This is a genomic window from Kitasatospora sp. NPDC023176 (assembly GCF_055560495.1).
In genome coordinates this window covers 111,696-127,772 of sequence record NZ_JBVHIP010000006.1, presented here as the reverse complement: position 1 = coordinate 127,772, position 16,077 = coordinate 111,696, and the positions used below count along the sequence as shown (strand labels likewise).

Genomic DNA, 16,077 nt, shown 5'->3' with positions numbered 1-16,077 from the left:
CGAGCGTCGCCGAACGCGGCTGAGCGTCGCGGAACACGGCCGAGCGTCGCCGAACGCGGCTGGTCCCGGCCGGCGGGCGCTAGACCCGGTACCCGGCGCAGTCGTCCGGTCCCACCAGGGCGGCCAGCGCGGCCGTCCAGAGCCGCCGGACGGCCTCCGGCGCCGGACGGCCGGTCTCCTCGGCGGCCAGCAGCACCTGGCCGGCCACCACCGCGGTGAGCAGTTCGGCGCAGGCCCGCCGGTCCGCCCCCGGGCGCAGTTCGCCGGCCCGCTCGGCGCGGTCCAGCAGGCGGTGGACGACGGCGGCGAGGCTGCGCCAGGCGGTGTCCGGCCCGCCTGGGCCGCCGTCCGGGCGCGGGCCCTGGCGGCCGAGCCGGACACCGGCCCGCACCACCACGTCCTCGCGCAGCAGCCGGGCCAACTCGTACGAGAAGTCGATCAGCCCCTGGACGGCCCGGTCCTCGGAGCGCAGCGCGCGCAGGGCGGCCGCACCGATCTCCCGCCCGGCGGCGGTCCGCACTCCGTCGGCCAGGGCCTGCTTGGACACGAAGTGGAAGTAGAGGGCGCCCTTGCTCACCCCGGCCCGGCGACTGATGTCGACCAGGCTCGCGGCCTCGAATCCGACCCCCGCGAAGGCGTCCGCGGCAGCGAGCAACACGGCCTGCCTGGTCCGCCCCGCGCGTTCCTGCTTGACCACTGACCCCTCCGGACTCCGCCGGACGCGCTCCCCGCCCCACCCGGCTGCTGTCGGCGCGCCCTCGGTCGGAGGCGGCGCCTCGCATGCGGACGGCACTGGCCGAAACCGCATGGTTGGTATCTAATCTAGCGCCTATGTCGACCCCGCCGTCCAGGGGGGACCTCCCCCCGCCCAAGGTCTGCCCTCCCCCGTTTCAAGCATCACCGCAGACCAGGGGCCAGGTAGCGTGGTCTGTCCGGGCCTGGCGGCGGGTCCACCCCCGGCCACAGAAGACAAACCGGGTGGTATGTATGTTTTGCTGTGGGGCGTCCGTGCGGACGCTCGACCGACACCCTGGAGCTGGGGCCAGTCATGCCATTGATCGTAGAGCCGGACTCCCTCGGCCCGTACGCCAACCCCGGCCCCCGTCCCGGCCCCCCGTCCGGCTACGACTTCCACGACCGGACCGTCTCCCGGCACCTGGTGCACCGCGCCGCGGTCTCCGAGGTCTTCCTCACCGGCTGGCAGGCCACCGGCCCGTACGACTTCCTGCTCGGCGCCCAGTGGCCCCGGCTGCACGGCTTCTACCGGCTGCCCGGGGACCGCTACCACGACCCGGTGCTGATCGCCGAGACCGTCCGGCAGGCCGGGCTGCTGATCGGCCACGCCGGCTTCGGAGTGCCGCGCGACCACCACTTCGTCATGGAGGACCTCGGCTACGCGCTCGGCGAGGCCGGCCTGCCGGGCCTCGCCGTCACCGGCGGCCCCGCCGCGCTGATGCTCACCGTCGGCTGCCAGGACGTCCGGATGCGGCACGGCCGGCTGGCCTCGCTGCGGGTGCACGCCGAGATCACCCGGGACGGCCTGCGGATCGGCCACGGCTCCGGCCAGCTGCGGGTGATCACCCCCGCCTCGTACGAGCGGCTGCGCGGCCCCGGCCGGCACGCCGTCACCCCGCCGCTGCCGCCCGAACCCGCCGCGCCCGAACTCGTCGGCCGGGCCCAGCCCGCGGACGTGGTGCTCAGCCCGACCCTGCGGCCGGACACCTGGCTGCTGCGCGCCGACGCCCGGCACCCGGTGCTGTTCGACCACGAGCTGGACCACGTTCCCGGGATGCTGGTGCTGGAGGCCGCCCGGCAGGCCGCCCAGCGACTGCACCACCCCGAGCCGGTGGCGCCGGTCGAGCTGGTGACCTCCTTCGAGCGCTACATCGAACTGGACCGGCCCTGCTACGTGCGGGCCGTCCGGGAGCGGACACCGGACGGCCGCCGCACCCCCGTCCTGGTCCGACTGGACCAGGACGGGCGGACGGCGGCCGAGTGCCGACTGCTCGCCGAGCCGGTGGACGGTCCGCGGGTGCCGGTCCGGCGGGACGCCTTCGAGGGCCGCCCCGCCGTACCGGGACTGCTGCCGCTGGCCGGCTGAGCCCCACCCGCCTCCGTCAGGCGGCCACCAGGGCGGCCGGCCGCCGCCCGGCGTGCATCACGCTGAGGTTGGCCGCCAGCCGGACCGGGTCCTGGGCCAGCCAGAGCCGCAGCGCCGCGCCCAGCGCCGCGCTGGCCGACTCGATCCGGACGTCGGTGATCTGGGCGATCCGGGCCGCGCCGGGCGCCAGCAGGTCGGCCAGCGCGGTCGGCAGCCAGACCGTCAGCGCGCACGGCGCCGGCGTCGCGAGGGCGCTCAGCAGCCGGTAGGCGTCCCCCGGCGCGCTGAGCGTGGGGATGATGTCCAGCAGAGCGTCGGCCACCACTTCGGACACGTCGCTCCGGTGCCCTTGGGCGAGCCGACGGAGCAGCAGCTGCTCGGCGGCGGTGATTCGGACGGTCAGCATGACCTCGTCGCACTCCATTGCGCGATCTCCTCCTCGTTCCTCCCCGTACCGGCACGGGCGGCCGGCACGCACTACCCCGTTACACCTCGGCCCGGCCACCTCCTGTGGAAAGCCGGGCCGATGGGTGGGTGCCCCGGTCAGATCCCCGCGTACGAGTGCTTGCCGGTGACGAAGATGTTCACGCCGTAGTAGTTGAAGAGCCAGCAGGCGAAGGCCGCCAGCGCCAGGTAGGCGGCCTTGCGGCCCTTCCAGCCGGCCGTCGCGCGGGCGTGCAGGTAGCAGGCGTAGGCGACCCAGGTGATGAACGACCAGGTCTCCTTCGGGTCCCACTCCCAGTACTTGCCCCAGGCGGCCTCGGCCCAGATCGCGCCCGCGATGATGGTGAACGTCCACAGCGGGAAGACCAGGGCGTTGATCCGGTACGACAGCTTGTCGAAGGTGGACGCGGCGGGCAGCCGGCGCCAGATCGAGGGTGCGGTGCCCAGCGGGCCGGTGGTCAGGCCGGCCGCCATGCGCTTGTCGAAGGAGTCCTTGCCCAGGTACAGCAGTGTGGCGATGAACGCCGCGTAGAAGGCGCCGCCGCAGAAGATCGCGGTGGAGACGTGGATCGCCAGCCAGTACGAGTGCAGCGCCGGGACGAGCTGCTCGGAGTCGGTGTACAGCACCTGGGTGGCGATGCCGAGGGTCAGCAGCACCGCGACGGCGACCGGCAGGCCGAGCCAGCGGACGTTCTTCCGCGCGGCCAGCAGCACCAGGTAGGCGGCCGTCATCGCGAAGGCGAAGGCGCAGGAGAACTCGTACATGTTGCCCCACGGCCAGCGGGACACCGAGAGGCCGCGGGCGACGATGCCGCCGCCGTGCAGCAGCACCGCCAGGACGGTCAGCGAGACCGCGATCCGGCCGGCCAGGTCGGCCTTCTCGCTGGTGCCGGCCGCGCCCGGGCCGTCCACGTCCTCGTCGCCGCGGCCGCCGGTGACCACCGTCGCGCCCTCGCCCGCCAGGACAGTGCGGGTGAGCGTGGTGGTGCCGCCCTTCGCCCCGGCCACGGTGACGGTGACCTTCTTGGCGGCCTTGGGCTCCGCGGCGGCGACGGTCTCGGCCAGGTTGCCCGACTGCTCCTTGGAGCGGACGGCGACCGCGCCCTTGCTGCCGAACGTCCACTCGAACATGTGGGCGAACATGGCGATCGTGTAGACCGCCATCGCCGAATAGATCAGCTTGTTGGAGAGGTCGGCCAGGTGTGGGTCGACTCCCGAGGCGAGGTGCACCGTCTACTCCTTGGAGTTCTGGTCGGCAGGGGCTGTGGGGTCTTCTGCTGCGGGGTCTTCTGCTGCGGGCTGTTCGGGTGCGGGGCCCCCGGGTGCGGGGCCCTCGGGTGTCGCGCCGGTCTCCTCGTCCGCGGCCTCCGCCGACCCCGGGGGGTCCTCCTCCGACGCCGGGGCGTCGTCCTGGAGGTCCACCGCGAGTTCGGCCAGCTCCTCGGCGATCTTCGCCGACTCGCTGCGGGCCAGCCCGGCCAGCTCCACCTGGGTGCCGCCGCCCGGCAGGGCCACCGCCCGCACCCAGATCCGGCGACGCTGGATGAACAGTGAGCCGATCAGGCCGAGGATCGCCAGGACGGCGCCGGTGAGCGCGATCTCGTTGCCGGGGCGGTGCGAGACGTTGAAGCTCGCCCACTGCTTGTAGCCCTCGAAGGTGACGGTGCCGTAGCCGTCCGGCAGCTCCCAGGCCTGGCCGGGCTTGAGCAGGGCCTTGGCCGGCTGGTCGTCCTGCTTCATCTGGGTGAGCCGGGCGGTGTTCAGCTGGTAGATGTTCTGCGGCAGGCCGGAGTCGGTGCCGAGGTCGCCGGAGAAGGCGTTCAGCACCAGCTCGGGGGCGGCGTCGCCGGGGAACAGCGAGATCGGGCCGGTGCCCGCGAAGCTCAGCGGGGCGGTCGGCAGGAAGAAGCCGGAGAAGCCCAGCTGGGTCTTGTTGCCGTCCGGGCCGACGCCGTAGTCGGAGACCTTCACCACGCCGGTCGAGGTCAGGTTGGCGTCCTGCGGCAGGAACGGCACGACGTCGTGGTAGACCACGTCGCCCTTGCCGTTCTTCACGGTGATCACCGGGGCGTAGCCGTGGCCGATCAGGTAGACCTTGCTGCCGCCGATCTCCAGCGGGTGGTTGACCTCGATCGAGCCCTTCTTCAGCTTCGACTCGTCGCTGCCCTGGTAGTACTCCACGTTCGCGGTGAACTGCCGGGCGGCGCCCATCTGGTCACCGGTGTTCTGGAACTTGGAGGTGAAGTCGTCGAGCTTCAGGTAGAAGGGGTCGAGGTCCTGGTTGCCGTAGAACCGGGTGCCGGTGAAGTCGTCGAGCTGGGTGATGGTGTTGGAGTAGCCCTGGCCCTCGACGATCAGCTTGCCGCCGGTGCCGGAGGCCAGGCTGGCCCAGGCGAAGCCGCCGAGCAGCGCGAACAGCGACAGGTGGAACAGCAGGTTGCCGACCTCGCGCAGGTACCCCTTCTCGGCGGCCACCGAGCCGCCGGCCAGGTTGGCCCGGAAGCCGCGCTTGCGCAGCAGCCGGTGGGCGGCGGCGTTCACCCGCTCCGGGTCCGCCCCGGTGCGCCAGGCCGCGTACACCGGCATCCGGGTCAGGTTGCGCGGCGCGGCCGGCGGCTGGGAGCGCAGCACGCCGACGAACTGCCAGGTGCGCGGGATGATGCAGCCGGCCAGCGAGACGAACAGCAGGATGTAGATCGCGGAGAACCAGACCGAGCTGTAGACGTCGAACAGCTGGAGCTTCTCGTAGATCGGCGCGACCGTGGTGTGCTGCGCCTTCCAGGTCTGCACCTTGAACTGGTTCTGGCCGTTCTGCGGGATCAGCGAGCCCGGGATGGCGGCCAGCGACAGCAGGAACAGCAGGATCAGCGCGACCCGCATCGAGGTCAGCTGACGCCACATCCAGCGCGCCCAGCCGAGCACCCCTATGCCGATCGGTCCATCGGACTCGACCGGCGCGGTGCTGAGCCGTTCGGCGGCGGTGTCGTCCGGCGCCGGGGGCAGCTCGGTATCGGTCGTGGTCTTGCTCACGGTCAGATTCCGATCTGGGAGTCGGCGGTCCAGGACTGCAGTTCGCTCATCCAGGAATCCCAGACCCCGGTGACGAGCAGCAGACCGACCGCGACGAGCATGCCGCCACCGATCCGCATCACGAGCGGGTAGTGCCGCTTGACCCACCCGAAGGCGCCCAGCGCCCGGCGGAAGGCCAGCGCGGCCACGATGAACGGTACGCCGAGGCCCAGGCAGTAGAAGACCATCAGCAGGGCCCCGCGCGCCGCGTCCGCCTGGTTCAGGGAGAGGGTCTGGACGGCGGCGAGGGTCGGGCCGATGCAGGGCGTCCAGCCGATGCCGAACACCATGCCCAGCAGCGGCGCGCCGAGCAGGCCGACGGCCGGACGGCGGTGCGAGCGCACCTCACGCATGCTCAGGCCGGGGACGAGGCCCATGAAGGCCAGGCCCATCACCACGGTGAGGGCGCCGAGCACGATCGAGATGACCCGCTTGTGCTCCTGCAGGGTGTTGCCGAACTGGCCGAACAGCGCCCCGCCCGAGACGAAGACCACGGTGAAGCCGAGGATGAACAGCGTCGCCCCGAGCAGCATCCGGCCGCGCCTGGCGCCGCGGGCGTCGGCGAGGTCGGCGGCGGAGAAGCCGGTCACGTACGACAGGTAGCCGGGCACCAGCGGCAGCACGCAGGGCGAGAAGAACGACACCAGCCCGGCCGCCAGCGCGACCGGCGCCGCGGCGAGCAGCGCCCCGCTCTGCACGGTGGTGAAGGTGTCGGCCAGCGGGAGTCCGGCGGGTGGCAGCGGCCCACTCACTGCTGCTGCTCCGCGACCACCGGCTGGACGATCGACTCCAGCGCCTCCTGGGTCGTCCCGCCGACGGCGCGGGCGGCCAGCCTGCCGTCGCGGTCGACGACCAGGGTGGTCGGGATGGACTGCGGGTTGAGGCTGTTCCTGGGGAACTTGAGCAGCTGGGTGCCGGCCGGGTCGAAGATGCTCGGGAAGGAGACGCCCTGCTCCTGCTCGAAGCGGACGGCGTTGGTCTTGTCGGTGTCCCGGGTGTTGATGCCGAGGAACTGGACGCCCTTGTCCTTGTACTCGTCCGCGACGGCCTGGAGGTTCTTCGCCTCGGCTCGGCACGGTCCGCACCAGGAGCCCCAGACGTTCAGCACCACGACCTTGCCGCGGTAGTCCGAGAGCTTGACCTGGTTGCCCTCCAGGGTCTCCCCGGTGATGTCCGGCGCGTCTCCGCGCTTGCCGGCGTCCGCCTTCGCCAGGTTGGTCCCCTTGACGGTGACGAAACCGACCTGTCCTTCGCTGCTGCTCGACGAGCCCGAGGAGGAACAGCCGGTGAGGACGAGCGCAGCGGCGGCGGCTGTGGCGGCGGCTGCGGCGACACGGGGACGGGGGCGCCTCATGGCAGACATGTGAAAAGTTTCGCATGGAGTTCCGAGCGGGTTCGCCGGGGTCCTACCTTGCGCGCCGCACCCCGTCTGAGCTGCGAAGACTTCGGGTCACCCGGCGCTCGCCAGGTGACCCGAAGTCATACTTACGCACCGCTTACGGCCTCACGCGCCGAAGCTCTTGCCCACCGGCTTGTCGCCCTTGCGGCCCTTGCCGACCAGGTGCGCGGGCAGCAGGTCGCGGGCCGGCTCGCGGTAGCCGACCGAGACGATCTTGTCGCCCTCGAAGGTGAAGCTGGTCAGCGAGGCCAGCGAGCACTGCCGGTTGCGCGGGTCGTGCCAGAGCCGGCGGCGCTCCACGAAGGAACGGAGGATCCAGATCGGCAGCTGGTGGCTGACGCAGACCGCCTCGTGCCCGCGGGCGGCGTCCCGGGCGGCGCCGAGCGCGCCCATCATCCGCACCACCTGGTCGAGGTACGGCTCGCCCCAGGACGGCTTGAACGGGTTGGTGAGGTACTTCCAGTAGCCCGGGTTGCGCAGCGAGCCGTCGCCGACGCCGAAGGTCTTGCCCTCGAAGACGTTCTCCGCCTCGATCAGCCGCCCGTCCACCGCGACGTCCAGGCCGTGGGCCTTGGCGATCGGCTCGGCGGTCTCCTGGGCCCGCTCCAGCGGGGAGGCCACCACGTGGGTGATGTCCCGCCCGGCGAGGTCCTCGGCGACCCGGTCGGCCATCTGCCGGCCCAGCTCGGACAGGTGGTAGTCGGGCAGCCGCCCGTACAGGACGCCCTCCGGGTTGTGCACCTCACCGTGGCGCATCACATGGACGACGGTGATCTCTTTCGCGCTCACTTCTCGACTACTCCTGAACTCAGGCCGTTGCGGCGGCGGCGGCGCGGGCGGCGGCCGGGAGGGCCGCGGCGACCCGCTCGATCGCCCGGGCGTCGTGGGTCGCCGAGACGAACCAGGACTCGAAGGCGGACGGCGGCAGGTAGACGCCCTCGGCCAGCATCGCGTGGAAGAAGGCGGTGAAACGGTACGCCTCCTGGGTCCTGGCCTCGTCGTAGTTGGTGACGGCGGCGTCGGTGAAGAACACCGAGAACATGTTCCCGGCGGTCTGCAGCCGGTGCGCCACGCCCTCCTTGGTGAGCGCCTCGGACACCAGGCCGGAGATCTCGGCGGAGACCCGGTCCACCGTCGCGTACACCTCGTCGGTGCAGCCGCGCAGCTGGGCCAGGCCGGCCGCGGTGGCGACCGGGTTCCCGGACAGGGTGCCGGCCTGGTAGACCGGGCCGGCCGGGGCCAGGTGGGCCATCACGTCGGCGCGGCCGCCGAAGGCCGCGGCCGGGAAGCCGCCGCCCATGACCTTGCCGAAGGTCAGCAGGTCCGGCGCCCAGCCCTCGTTCGCCGCCTCCAGGCCGTACCAGCCGGCCTTGGAGACGCGGAAGCCCGTCATCACCTCGTCGGAGACGAACAGCGCGCCGTTGTCCCGGCAGAGCCGGGCCAGGCCCGCGTTGAAGCCGGGCAGCGGCGGGACGACGCCCATGTTGCCGGGCGAGGCCTCGGTGATCACACAGGCGATCTCGCCCTGGTGGGCGGCGAAGGCCCGCTCGACGGCGGCCAGATCGTTGTACGGCAGCACGATGGTGTCGCCGGCCTGGGCGCCGGTGACGCCCGGGGTGTCCGGCAGGCCGAAGGTGGCCACGCCGGAACCGGCGGCGGCCAGCAGCGCGTCCACGTGACCGTGGTAGCAGCCGGCGAACTTGACCACCTTCGCCCGGCCGGTGAAGCCGCGGGCGAGCCGGATCGCGGACATGGTGGCCTCGGTGCCGGAGGAGACCAGACGGACCTGCTCGACCGGGGCGACCCGGGCGACGATCTCCTCGGCCAGCTCGACCTCGCCCTGGCCGGGCGTGCCGAAGGAGGTGCCTCGGGAGACCGCCTGCTGGACGGCGTCGACCACGGCGGGGTTCGCGTGGCCGAGGATCATCGGACCCCACGAGCACACCAGGTCGACGTACTCGCGGCCGTCGGCGTCGGTGAGGTAGGGGCCGGCGCCGGACACCATGAAGCGCGGCGTGCCGCCGACCGCGCGGAAGGCGCGCACCGGGGAGTTGACGCCGCCGGGCGTGACCACGGAGGCACGATCGAACAGCGACTGGGACTGGGGGGCTTCGTAGGGGTAGCTCACGGGAGACATGGTCTCAAATCGTGTCCTTGAGCTCTGCATGTCCAGCCCGATCATCTGGAACGATGATCCGGGCACCGTTGTCTGTACGGTGGTCCCTGACGGTCGTCCTCGACGGTCGTCTACGGGCGGGGCCGCTGACTGTTCCGCGACGCGGACCAGTCAGACTGTGTGCACAGAGTGCGCGAGCGCTCCGGTTGTGTGCAGGGGTGTGGAGAGGACTGCCGCGTACCGCGAGTGGGTAGGGCCCGCGAGTGGGTACGGCGGCGCATGACGGGTAAGGAGCACGTCCGGCGGGACGCCGGGCGTGCGGGGGTCTGTCGATTCCGGCGAATTCCGGTGAGGATGGTCCGAGTGTCCGAGGCGCAGGACGGCTTCGACGAGGCAGCGGGTGGCCCCCGCAGGCCCGCCGAAACCGCACGCGGGGGTACGGGAGCGGGTACGGGTCGGGGTCGCCGCGGCGGCGAGAGGCGGGGTGAGGGACGCGTGGGGGTGACGTACAAGTACTTCGGCGCACCGGACCGCGCGACCGCCGCCAGAGTGCCCACCGCCCTCGGCCCGGGCGGACTCGGCCTGGACGCCGGTGAGCTCGGCGCGCTGGGGCGGCTCGGCGACCTGATGGAGACCAGCGGCTCCCCCACCGGCCACCTCTCCACCAAGATCAAACCGGAGACCATGAGCGCCATGGTTCTCACCGGCATCCAGGGCGTCCCGCTGCACCAGGTGCCGCCGCTGGAACTCGTGGTGCTGCACCCCGACTACGCCGTCGTCCAACTCCCGCACAACGTGGTCGAACCGCTCCGCAAGGCCGACGAGACCGAACTCGGCGCCGCCGCCTTCATCTGGTCCACCGTGCCGGACCGGCGCGGGCCGCGCGACGCCTTCGTGATCTACAGCATGCTGCACGAGTGGCAGGACTTCGCCAACCGGCTGCACGACGCCGGACACCAGCTGTACTGCCTGGTCTGGCCGTAGCACCCGCGCACCCCGGGTCGGTGAACACGACCCAGGGTTCGACGAGTTGACCCTCCGTCATGTCCTGACGGCGGGCCTGACCAGCACCGAGGCCAGCAGCAGGGCCAGCGCGAGCAGTCCGGCGGCCACCGTGAAGGCGAGCCGGAAGCCCGCCGTGAGCGACTCCGCGACGGGCCGGCCGGCGTCGGCAAGGGCGTGGGCGCGGCCGGTGGCGAGGGCGCTGAGCACGGCGACGCCGAGCGCGCCGCCGACTTGCTGGGCGGTGCCGAACAGGCCGGAGGCGGTGCCCGCGTCGCGCGGGTCGACGCCCGCCATGGCGAGGGCGGTGAGCGCCGAGATCGCCAGGCCGAAGCCGCTGATCAGCAGCATGGTGGGCAGCACGTCGAGGACGTAGTCGGCGTCGGCGGGGAGCCTGGTCAGCAGGGTCAGCCCGGCGAGCAGCAGCCCGAGGCCGGTGAGCAGCATCCGGCGCTCGCCGAAGCGGACGTTCAGCCGGGCGGAGAGCAGCAGCGAGACGGCGCCGCCGGTGAGGGCCGCCGGGAGCATCGCGAGGCCGGTGGCGGCGGCGCCGTACCCGCGGACGTTCTGCAGGTAGAGCGCGATCATGACCTGGAAGCCGAACATCCCGCCGACCATCAGGGCCTGCACCGCGGCGGCGCCGGCGAGGCCGCGGGAACGGAAGATCCGCAGCGGGAGCAGCGGCCGGGCGGCCCGGGCCTGACGCAGCGTGAAGGCGGCCAGCAGGGCGAGCGCGAGCGCGCCGAGCAGGGAGGTCCGGGCCGAGGCCCAGCCGTGTTCGCCGGTGCCGACGATGGTGTAGATCCCGAGCATCAGGGCGGCGGTGATCAGCGCGGCGCCCAGGCCGTCGACGCCGGCCCGCAGGCCGGGGCCGCGGTCGGGCGCCAGCACCCGGACCGCCAGCAGGGCGGCGGCGAGGCCGATCGGCAGGTTGATCAGGAAGATCCAGTGCCAGTCGAGGGCCTGGGTGAGCACCCCGCCGAGGACCTGGCCGATCGAGGCGCCGGCCGCGCCGACGAAGCTGAACGCGCCGATCGCGCGGCCGCGCTCGCCGGATCCGGGGAAGAGCGTGACGATCATGCCGAGGCTGACGGCCGAGGCCAGCGCGCCGCCGACGCCCTGGAGGAAGCGGGCGGCGATCAGCATCGCCTGCGAGGTGGCGAGGGCGCAGAGCAGCGAGGCGGCGGTGAAGAGGGCGAGTCCGGCGACGAAGACCCGCTTGCGGCCGATCAGGTCGCCGAGCCGGCCGGCCAGCAGGAGCAGCCCGCCGAAGGCGATCAGGTAGGCGTTGACCGTCCAGGTGAGGTCGGCGGGCGAGAAGTGCAGGTCGTCCTGGATGGCAGGCAGGGCCACGGTGACGATCGAGCCGTCCAGGATGATCATCAGCATGCCCGCGCAGAGCACCGCGAGGGCCAGGGCGCGGGAGCGGGCAGGGGGTGCGGGCGCCCTGTCGGGCGCGGCCGGGGCGTGCGTGGTCATGGCGGGTCTCCCGGTTCGTCGAGTACCGGGAAGGACGCTATCAGATTGTTTTGTTCGGGACTATCTATCTCGGGAGCAGATCCCGGGCGCGGCTCACCCGCGGGCGCGGCGGGCGCGCCGGACGGTCCGTTCGCTCTCGACCGGCTCCGCCAGGTGCCCGTCCACCAGCCGGGTCAGGGCCGACACGAAGGCCTGCTGCTCCGGCTGCGGCAGGGACTCCAGCAGTTCCCGGTGCACCTGGTCGGCGATCGCGGTGCCCCGCACGACGGCGCGCTCGCCCGCCTCGGTGACCGAGATGATCCGGGCCCGGCGGTCGGTGGCGGACGGGCGGCGCTCGGCCAGGCCCGCCTTCTCCAGCTCGTCGACGGTGACCACCATGGTGGTCTTGTCCAGGTCCGCCAGCTCGGCCAGCTGGATCTGGGTGCGCTCGGCCTCCTGCGCGTGGAACAGCACGCAGTACGCGCGGGGGGTGATCCCGAGCGCGGTGAAGGCGGCCGCCATCCGGGTCGCCAGCACGTGGCTCGCGTGGTCCAGCAGGCCGGAGATGTCGCGGATCTGCCGCACGGGCGGGGTCGTCGTCATACGTCCGAGGTTAGCAACGGCCCGTCTGCTGCCGGATGATCCCGTAGCCAACCAACACCGGGGTTACGGAATACCCAACTCGAACAGCGCATAGCCCGCGTACCAGCCCGCCGCGATCACCGGCATCGCGAGCAGCCCGACCAGCGAGGAGGTCCGCAGCCGGCGCAGCGCCACCGCCAGACCGATGAACAGCGGGAAGGCCGGCAGCAGGTAGCGCGAGATGTTGCCGAAGATCTGGTTGCTGCTCAGCGCGGTGAAGACGGTCAGCGCGGTGTAGACCCACAGCACCAGCGGCGGACGGGCCTGCCGGAGCAGTACCAGCAGCCCCGGCAGGGCGATCAGCAGGGCGATCGCGATCAGGTCCGGGACGGGATTGGACTGCCAGAAGTCCCAGTGGCCGGTGATCACGTCCATCACCGTGCGCGCGGTGGAGGCGCCGAAGTCGAAGTAGCGGTTCCAGGCGCCGCGCTGGAGCTTGAAGTAGCCGCCCCAGTCGCCCATCCGCCAGCCCACCCAGGCGACGTAGCCGAACAGGCCCCACGGGGTGATCAGCATCGCCGTCAGCGGGCGGGCCACCCCGTCGGTGCGGCGGACCAGCGCGACCAGCGCCGCTATCGAGACCGCCGCGATCAGCGCGGCGGCGGTCGGCCGGTTGAGACCGGCGACCAGCGCGATCAGGCCGGCCGCCACCCAGCGGCGGGTCATCACGCAGTAACAGGCCCAGGCGGACAGCGCGACGAACAGCGAGTCCGAGTAGACCGCCCACTCCACGCCCGACCCCGGGAACAGGCCCCAGATCACCGCGGCGATCACACCCGCCCGGAAGCCGGCGAGCCGCTCCGCGATCGCGAAGATCCCGGCCGCCGCGACCAGCGAGGCCAGCACCGAGACCACGATCCCGGAGCCGTACGGGCCGAGCCCGGTGACCGCGCCGACCAGCCGCATCAGCCAGGGGTACAGCGGGAAGAAGGCGGCGGAGTTCTCGTAGTAGGTGGCCAGCGGGAAGCCGTGCAGCGGAATCAGCTGCGGGTCGTAGCCGTTCTCGGCGATCCGCTGGTACCAGACGCCGTCCCAGGTGCCCAGCACGTCCCAGGAGTGGGCGCCGCCGCCCCGGCCGACCTGCTTCTTCAGGTAGTCGCCGGTGTGCTCCAGCAGTAGCAGGAAGACCGTCAGGCCGATCGCCTTGACCACCGCGTACGCGCCGACCGCGGGTGCGAAGCGGTCCACCAGCGCCATGAAGCGACCGGGCGCACGGCCCGCCCGCTCCTCGGCCCGCTCCTCCGCGACGGCCACCGGCTCGGCGCTGGACGGCTCGGTACTGGACGAATCGGTGCTCGATGCCGTGCTCATCTGCTCTGGGTACTCCCCGCCCCACTCATGGTGCGCGCGGCTCCGGCGCAACGACGTTCCCGAGAGCCTACGGCACACCCCCGGCCCCCCGACCGTCCCCGCCCACCCCGAAAACCAGTGGCGCCCGGTGGGCGTCGGCCACGACGATGCGGCCCATGTCCACCCAGCCGCCGAAGCAGCAGATCCGGGCCCGCCACACCGCCGACACCATCACCGTCTACCAGGCCTTCCCGCCCCTGATCGCCGAACCGGCGGCGGCCGAGGGGCGGTTCCCGGAGGCGTTCTCGCGGGACCGGATGACCTGGATCAAGCCCTCGTTCCTCTGGATGATGCACCGCAGCGACTGGGGGCGGAGCCCGGGCCAGGAGCGGGTGCTCGCGCTGGAGATCAGCCGGGAGGGCTTCGACTGGGCGCTGGAGCGGGCCGTGCTGAGCGGCTACACCGGGCGGGTGCACGTGTCGCGGGCGGCCTGGAAGCGAGAGCTGCGGCAGAGCCCGGTGCGGGTGCAGTGGGATCCGGAGCGCGGGCCTGACCTCGGGGCGCTGGAGTGGCGCACCATCCAGGTCGGGCTGTCCGGCGAGGCGGTGCGGCGGTACGCGGACGAGTGGATCCGGCGGATCACGGACGTCACCGCGCTGGCCGACCGGGTGCGGCGGGAGCGGGACCGGGCACTGCTGCCGGTCGAGACGCCGTACCCGGTGGGTGGGGCCGTCGCCGTCCGGGTGGGGGCGGCGACGGCCTGACGGGGTGGTCAGCTGTGGAGGTAGACGATGCCGAGCTTGGTGAGCTGCCAGAGCTGGGCGGGGGCGCCGGTGTCGGTGGCGAGTTCGACGTAGGGGTTGCCCTTGGCGTCGAGGGTGGTGCCGGCGGCGAGGACCTTGGTGGGGTCGGCGGAGTCGGCGATCTTGTAGTTGCCGTTGCCGGCCGGCGTGAAGACCCAGTGCTGGTTGGCGCCGCCGTTGCAGCCCCACTGCTGGATCCGGGTGCCGGGGGCGGTGGCGGCCGCGCTGGCGTCCAGGCACATGTCGCGGTTGCCGCTGAAGTCCAGCTCGTAGCTGCCGCCGGCCTTGGCCTCCAGGACGAAGGACTGGTTCAGCCCGCCGGTCGCCGGGTAGCTGATGGCGGCCCGGCCGTTGGTGGAGTCGCCGTAGCTGCCGCCGCCGGTGAGGTCGAGGGCGTTGCCGGTGGCCGCGTTGGTGAGCTGGTACCAGGAGCCGTCCTCGGGGGTGTCGCCGAAGGGCTTCCCGGGGGTGAGCGGCTGGATCGAGGTGGTGTTCTGCTGGTTGAGCGTGCAGTACGCCTCCGCCTGGTCGGGCTTGGCGAAGAACTGGCCGAGGCAGACGCCCTCACCGCGGTAGCCGGCCACCCTCAGGTGGTACGACTGGCGGACCATGTTCATGCACAGCCCGGGGATGCCGATCTGCGAGTCGCAGCCGTTGCGGGCCCACTCGGAGAGGTTGATGACGTCGCCGTTGCTGTACTCGTACGGCGAGGTCGTCCACTCCGCGCACACCTCGTGACCGAAGGCGACCCTGCGCTGGTCCAAGTACCGTACGCCGGGCACCTGTTCGGCCGCGCCGCGGAGTGCGTCGCTGAACGTGGGCACCACCCAGTCGTGGCCCCAGGCGAGGTCCTCGGGGAAGGCCGGGCAGCCGTCGGTGATCTTGCCGAGGTAGTCGTTGCGCCGGATGTCCGGGGTGATCGGGTTGAAGTACGACTGGTAGACCAGCTGGTACGAGGTGTCCGCGTAACCGGCCTTGCGCATGGTCTGCCGGATGTTCTGCAGCGCGGCGACGACCTTCGGCTGGACGGCCTGGGCCCGCCGGCGGATCTCGTCGCTGCCGATGGTGTCCCGGCAGCCCTGGTCCTTGGGGATCGGGAAGTACTGGGCGAGGCAGTGCATCATGATGCCGCTGAAGTCGAAGTCGTCGTTGGCGCCGATCGTGACGACGACCATCTTGACGTCGTACTTGCTTGCCGTGTCGGCGAGTTTGACGTCCTGCTTGGGCTCGCCGAAGTCGCCGCTGCCGCCGCCGGTGATCTTGGCCAGCGCGGGGTCGCTGACCAGGTCGCCGGTCTGGGCGCCGGAGCAGGCGAGGTCGATCGGGGTGACACCGGGGATGTCGGTGGTGAAGATCTCCGACTTGGGGTGGCGGTGGCAGTAGTTGGTCGGGGTGTCGGTCTCCGGGAAGTAGCCGTCGTTGGTGTCGGTGCCGGCGCCCTCCCCGGAGATGGCGCTGTCGCCGAGGGCGACGATCGCGGCGGGGCGGGTGGCGGCCGGATCCGGCGCCGGGGCGTTGTCGGCGAGGGCGGCGGGGGCGCCGGCCAGGCCGAGGGTGGCGATGAGGACGCCGGTGGCGAGCAGGGCGGCGGACCGGGACGAGCCCGTTCGCGCCCGCCGCGCCGCGGACGTGCGGAACCTGATCACACGCGACTCCTTGCGGGGGTGGGGGAACCGTCCGGCCGGGGGTGCCGAGCGGTGCGGAGCAGGAGAAGTGCCGAAAAGGTGAGCAGGTCTCACATTCTAGGTACTGA

General features: G+C 72.3%; 15 protein-coding genes. 3 read left to right on the top strand and 12 right to left on the bottom strand.

Annotation, left to right across the window (positions count from 1 at the left end; translation table 11 throughout):
• Positions 1 to 79: 79 nt before the first annotated feature.
• Positions 80 to 697, bottom strand: coding sequence for a ScbR family autoregulator-binding transcription factor (locus ACZ3YL_RS11695; protein WP_465656842.1), 618 nt, complete (start codon positions 695 to 697; stop codon positions 80 to 82).
• Positions 698 to 1,048: 351 nt separating this feature from the next.
• On the opposite strand from ACZ3YL_RS11695, the gene ACZ3YL_RS11690 reads away from it, so the two are divergent.
• On the top strand, positions 1,049 to 2,101 hold the full coding sequence (locus tag ACZ3YL_RS11690; protein WP_465656840.1) for a ScbA/BarX family gamma-butyrolactone biosynthesis protein: 1,053 nt from the start codon (positions 1,049 to 1,051) through the stop codon (positions 2,099 to 2,101).
• 16 nt (positions 2,102 to 2,117) lie between these two features.
• On the opposite strand, the gene ACZ3YL_RS11685 is transcribed toward ACZ3YL_RS11690, so the two are convergent.
• From ACZ3YL_RS11685 to hemL, 7 genes are all read right to left on the bottom strand, one after another.
• On the bottom strand, positions 2,118 to 2,525 hold the full coding sequence (locus tag ACZ3YL_RS11685; protein WP_188309823.1) for a hypothetical protein: 408 nt from the start codon (positions 2,523 to 2,525) through the stop codon (positions 2,118 to 2,120).
• Positions 2,526 to 2,644: 119 nt separating this feature from the next.
• Positions 2,645 to 3,775 (bottom strand): c-type cytochrome biogenesis protein CcsB, encoded by a 1,131-nt coding sequence (gene ccsB / locus ACZ3YL_RS11680; RefSeq protein ID WP_188309824.1) that lies wholly within the window; start codon positions 3,773 to 3,775, stop codon positions 2,645 to 2,647.
• 3 nt (positions 3,776 to 3,778) lie between these two features.
• The gene (gene resB, locus ACZ3YL_RS11675; protein WP_317621509.1) at positions 3,779 to 5,575 is read right to left on the bottom strand and encodes a cytochrome c biogenesis protein ResB; all 1,797 of its coding nucleotides are present in this window, start codon (positions 5,573 to 5,575) and stop codon (positions 3,779 to 3,781) included.
• A 2-nt stretch (positions 5,576 to 5,577) separates the two neighbouring features.
• Entirely contained in the window at positions 5,578 to 6,366 is a 789-nt protein-coding gene (locus ACZ3YL_RS11670) for a cytochrome c biogenesis CcdA family protein (protein WP_465656837.1), read from the bottom strand.
• Positions 6,363 to 6,968, bottom strand: coding sequence for a TlpA family protein disulfide reductase (locus tag ACZ3YL_RS11665; protein ID WP_465656835.1), 606 nt, complete (start codon positions 6,966 to 6,968; stop codon positions 6,363 to 6,365). The genes ACZ3YL_RS11670 and ACZ3YL_RS11665 overlap by 4 nt, the downstream gene beginning before the upstream one ends.
• A gap of 150 nt (positions 6,969 to 7,118) precedes the next feature.
• A complete protein-coding gene (locus ACZ3YL_RS11660) occupies positions 7,119 to 7,769 on the bottom strand; it encodes a histidine phosphatase family protein (protein ID WP_465657003.1) in 651 nt (216 codons plus the stop codon).
• 52 nt (positions 7,770 to 7,821) lie between these two features.
• Positions 7,822 to 9,150, bottom strand: coding sequence for a glutamate-1-semialdehyde 2,1-aminomutase (gene hemL, locus ACZ3YL_RS11655; RefSeq protein WP_188309826.1), 1,329 nt, complete (start codon positions 9,148 to 9,150; stop codon positions 7,822 to 7,824).
• A 333-nt stretch (positions 9,151 to 9,483) separates the two neighbouring features.
• Between hemL and ACZ3YL_RS11650 the strand changes: the two genes are divergently transcribed.
• The gene (locus ACZ3YL_RS11650; protein WP_411293105.1) at positions 9,484 to 10,113 is read left to right on the top strand and encodes a hypothetical protein; all 630 of its coding nucleotides are present in this window, start codon (positions 9,484 to 9,486) and stop codon (positions 10,111 to 10,113) included.
• Positions 10,114 to 10,170: 57 nt separating this feature from the next.
• On the opposite strand, the gene ACZ3YL_RS11645 is transcribed toward ACZ3YL_RS11650, so the two are convergent.
• From ACZ3YL_RS11645 to ACZ3YL_RS11635, 3 genes are all read right to left on the bottom strand, one after another.
• Positions 10,171 to 11,610: a DHA2 family efflux MFS transporter permease subunit gene (locus ACZ3YL_RS11645; protein ID WP_465656832.1), complete on the bottom strand. Its 1,440-nt coding sequence runs from the start codon at positions 11,608 to 11,610 to the stop codon at positions 10,171 to 10,173.
• Positions 11,611 to 11,703: 93 nt separating this feature from the next.
• On the bottom strand, positions 11,704 to 12,192 hold the full coding sequence (locus ACZ3YL_RS11640; protein ID WP_188309829.1) for a MarR family winged helix-turn-helix transcriptional regulator: 489 nt from the start codon (positions 12,190 to 12,192) through the stop codon (positions 11,704 to 11,706).
• A gap of 63 nt (positions 12,193 to 12,255) precedes the next feature.
• On the bottom strand, positions 12,256 to 13,542 hold the full coding sequence (locus ACZ3YL_RS11635) for a glycosyltransferase family 39 protein (RefSeq protein ID WP_465656829.1): 1,287 nt from the start codon (positions 13,540 to 13,542) through the stop codon (positions 12,256 to 12,258).
• 155 nt (positions 13,543 to 13,697) lie between these two features.
• Between ACZ3YL_RS11635 and ACZ3YL_RS11630 the strand changes: the two genes are divergently transcribed.
• Complete coding sequence (locus ACZ3YL_RS11630) at positions 13,698 to 14,285, top strand: DUF4291 domain-containing protein (protein ID WP_188309831.1); 588 nt, start codon at positions 13,698 to 13,700, stop codon at positions 14,283 to 14,285.
• 8 nt (positions 14,286 to 14,293) lie between these two features.
• On the opposite strand, the gene ACZ3YL_RS11625 is transcribed toward ACZ3YL_RS11630, so the two are convergent.
• Positions 14,294 to 15,970 carry an RICIN domain-containing protein gene (locus ACZ3YL_RS11625; protein WP_317621510.1) on the bottom strand — a complete coding sequence of 559 codons (1,677 nt, stop codon included), beginning with the start codon at positions 15,968 to 15,970 and terminating at the stop codon, positions 14,294 to 14,296.
• Positions 15,971 to 16,077 lie beyond the last annotated feature (107 nt).

Bases quoted from the DNA above. Each gene is read 5' to 3' on its own strand.
- ACZ3YL_RS11650 (WP_411293105.1), top strand. From the start codon at position 9,484: ATGGTCCGAGTGTCCGAGGCGCAGGACGGCTTCGACGAGGCAGCGGGT.
- ACZ3YL_RS11690 (WP_465656840.1), top strand. From the start codon at position 1,049: ATGCCATTGATCGTAGAGCCGGACTCCCTCGGCCCGTACGCCAACCCC.
- ACZ3YL_RS11630 (WP_188309831.1), top strand. From the start codon at position 13,698: ATGTCCACCCAGCCGCCGAAGCAGCAGATCCGGGCCCGCCACACCGCC.
- ACZ3YL_RS11665 (WP_465656835.1), bottom strand. From the start codon at position 6,968: ATGAGGCGCCCCCGTCCCCGTGTCGCCGCAGCCGCCGCCACAGCCGCC.
- hemL (WP_188309826.1), bottom strand. From the start codon at position 9,150: ATGTCTCCCGTGAGCTACCCCTACGAAGCCCCCCAGTCCCAGTCGCTG.
- ACZ3YL_RS11660 (WP_465657003.1), bottom strand. From the start codon at position 7,769: ATGCGCCACGGTGAGGTGCACAACCCGGAGGGCGTCCTGTACGGGCGG.
- ACZ3YL_RS11640 (WP_188309829.1), bottom strand. From the start codon at position 12,192: ATGACGACGACCCCGCCCGTGCGGCAGATCCGCGACATCTCCGGCCTG.
- ACZ3YL_RS11645 (WP_465656832.1), bottom strand. From the start codon at position 11,610: ATGACCACGCACGCCCCGGCCGCGCCCGACAGGGCGCCCGCACCCCCT.
- ACZ3YL_RS11685 (WP_188309823.1), bottom strand. From the start codon at position 2,525: ATGGAGTGCGACGAGGTCATGCTGACCGTCCGAATCACCGCCGCCGAG.
- ACZ3YL_RS11635 (WP_465656829.1), bottom strand. From the start codon at position 13,542: ATGAGCACGGCATCGAGCACCGATTCGTCCAGTACCGAGCCGTCCAGC.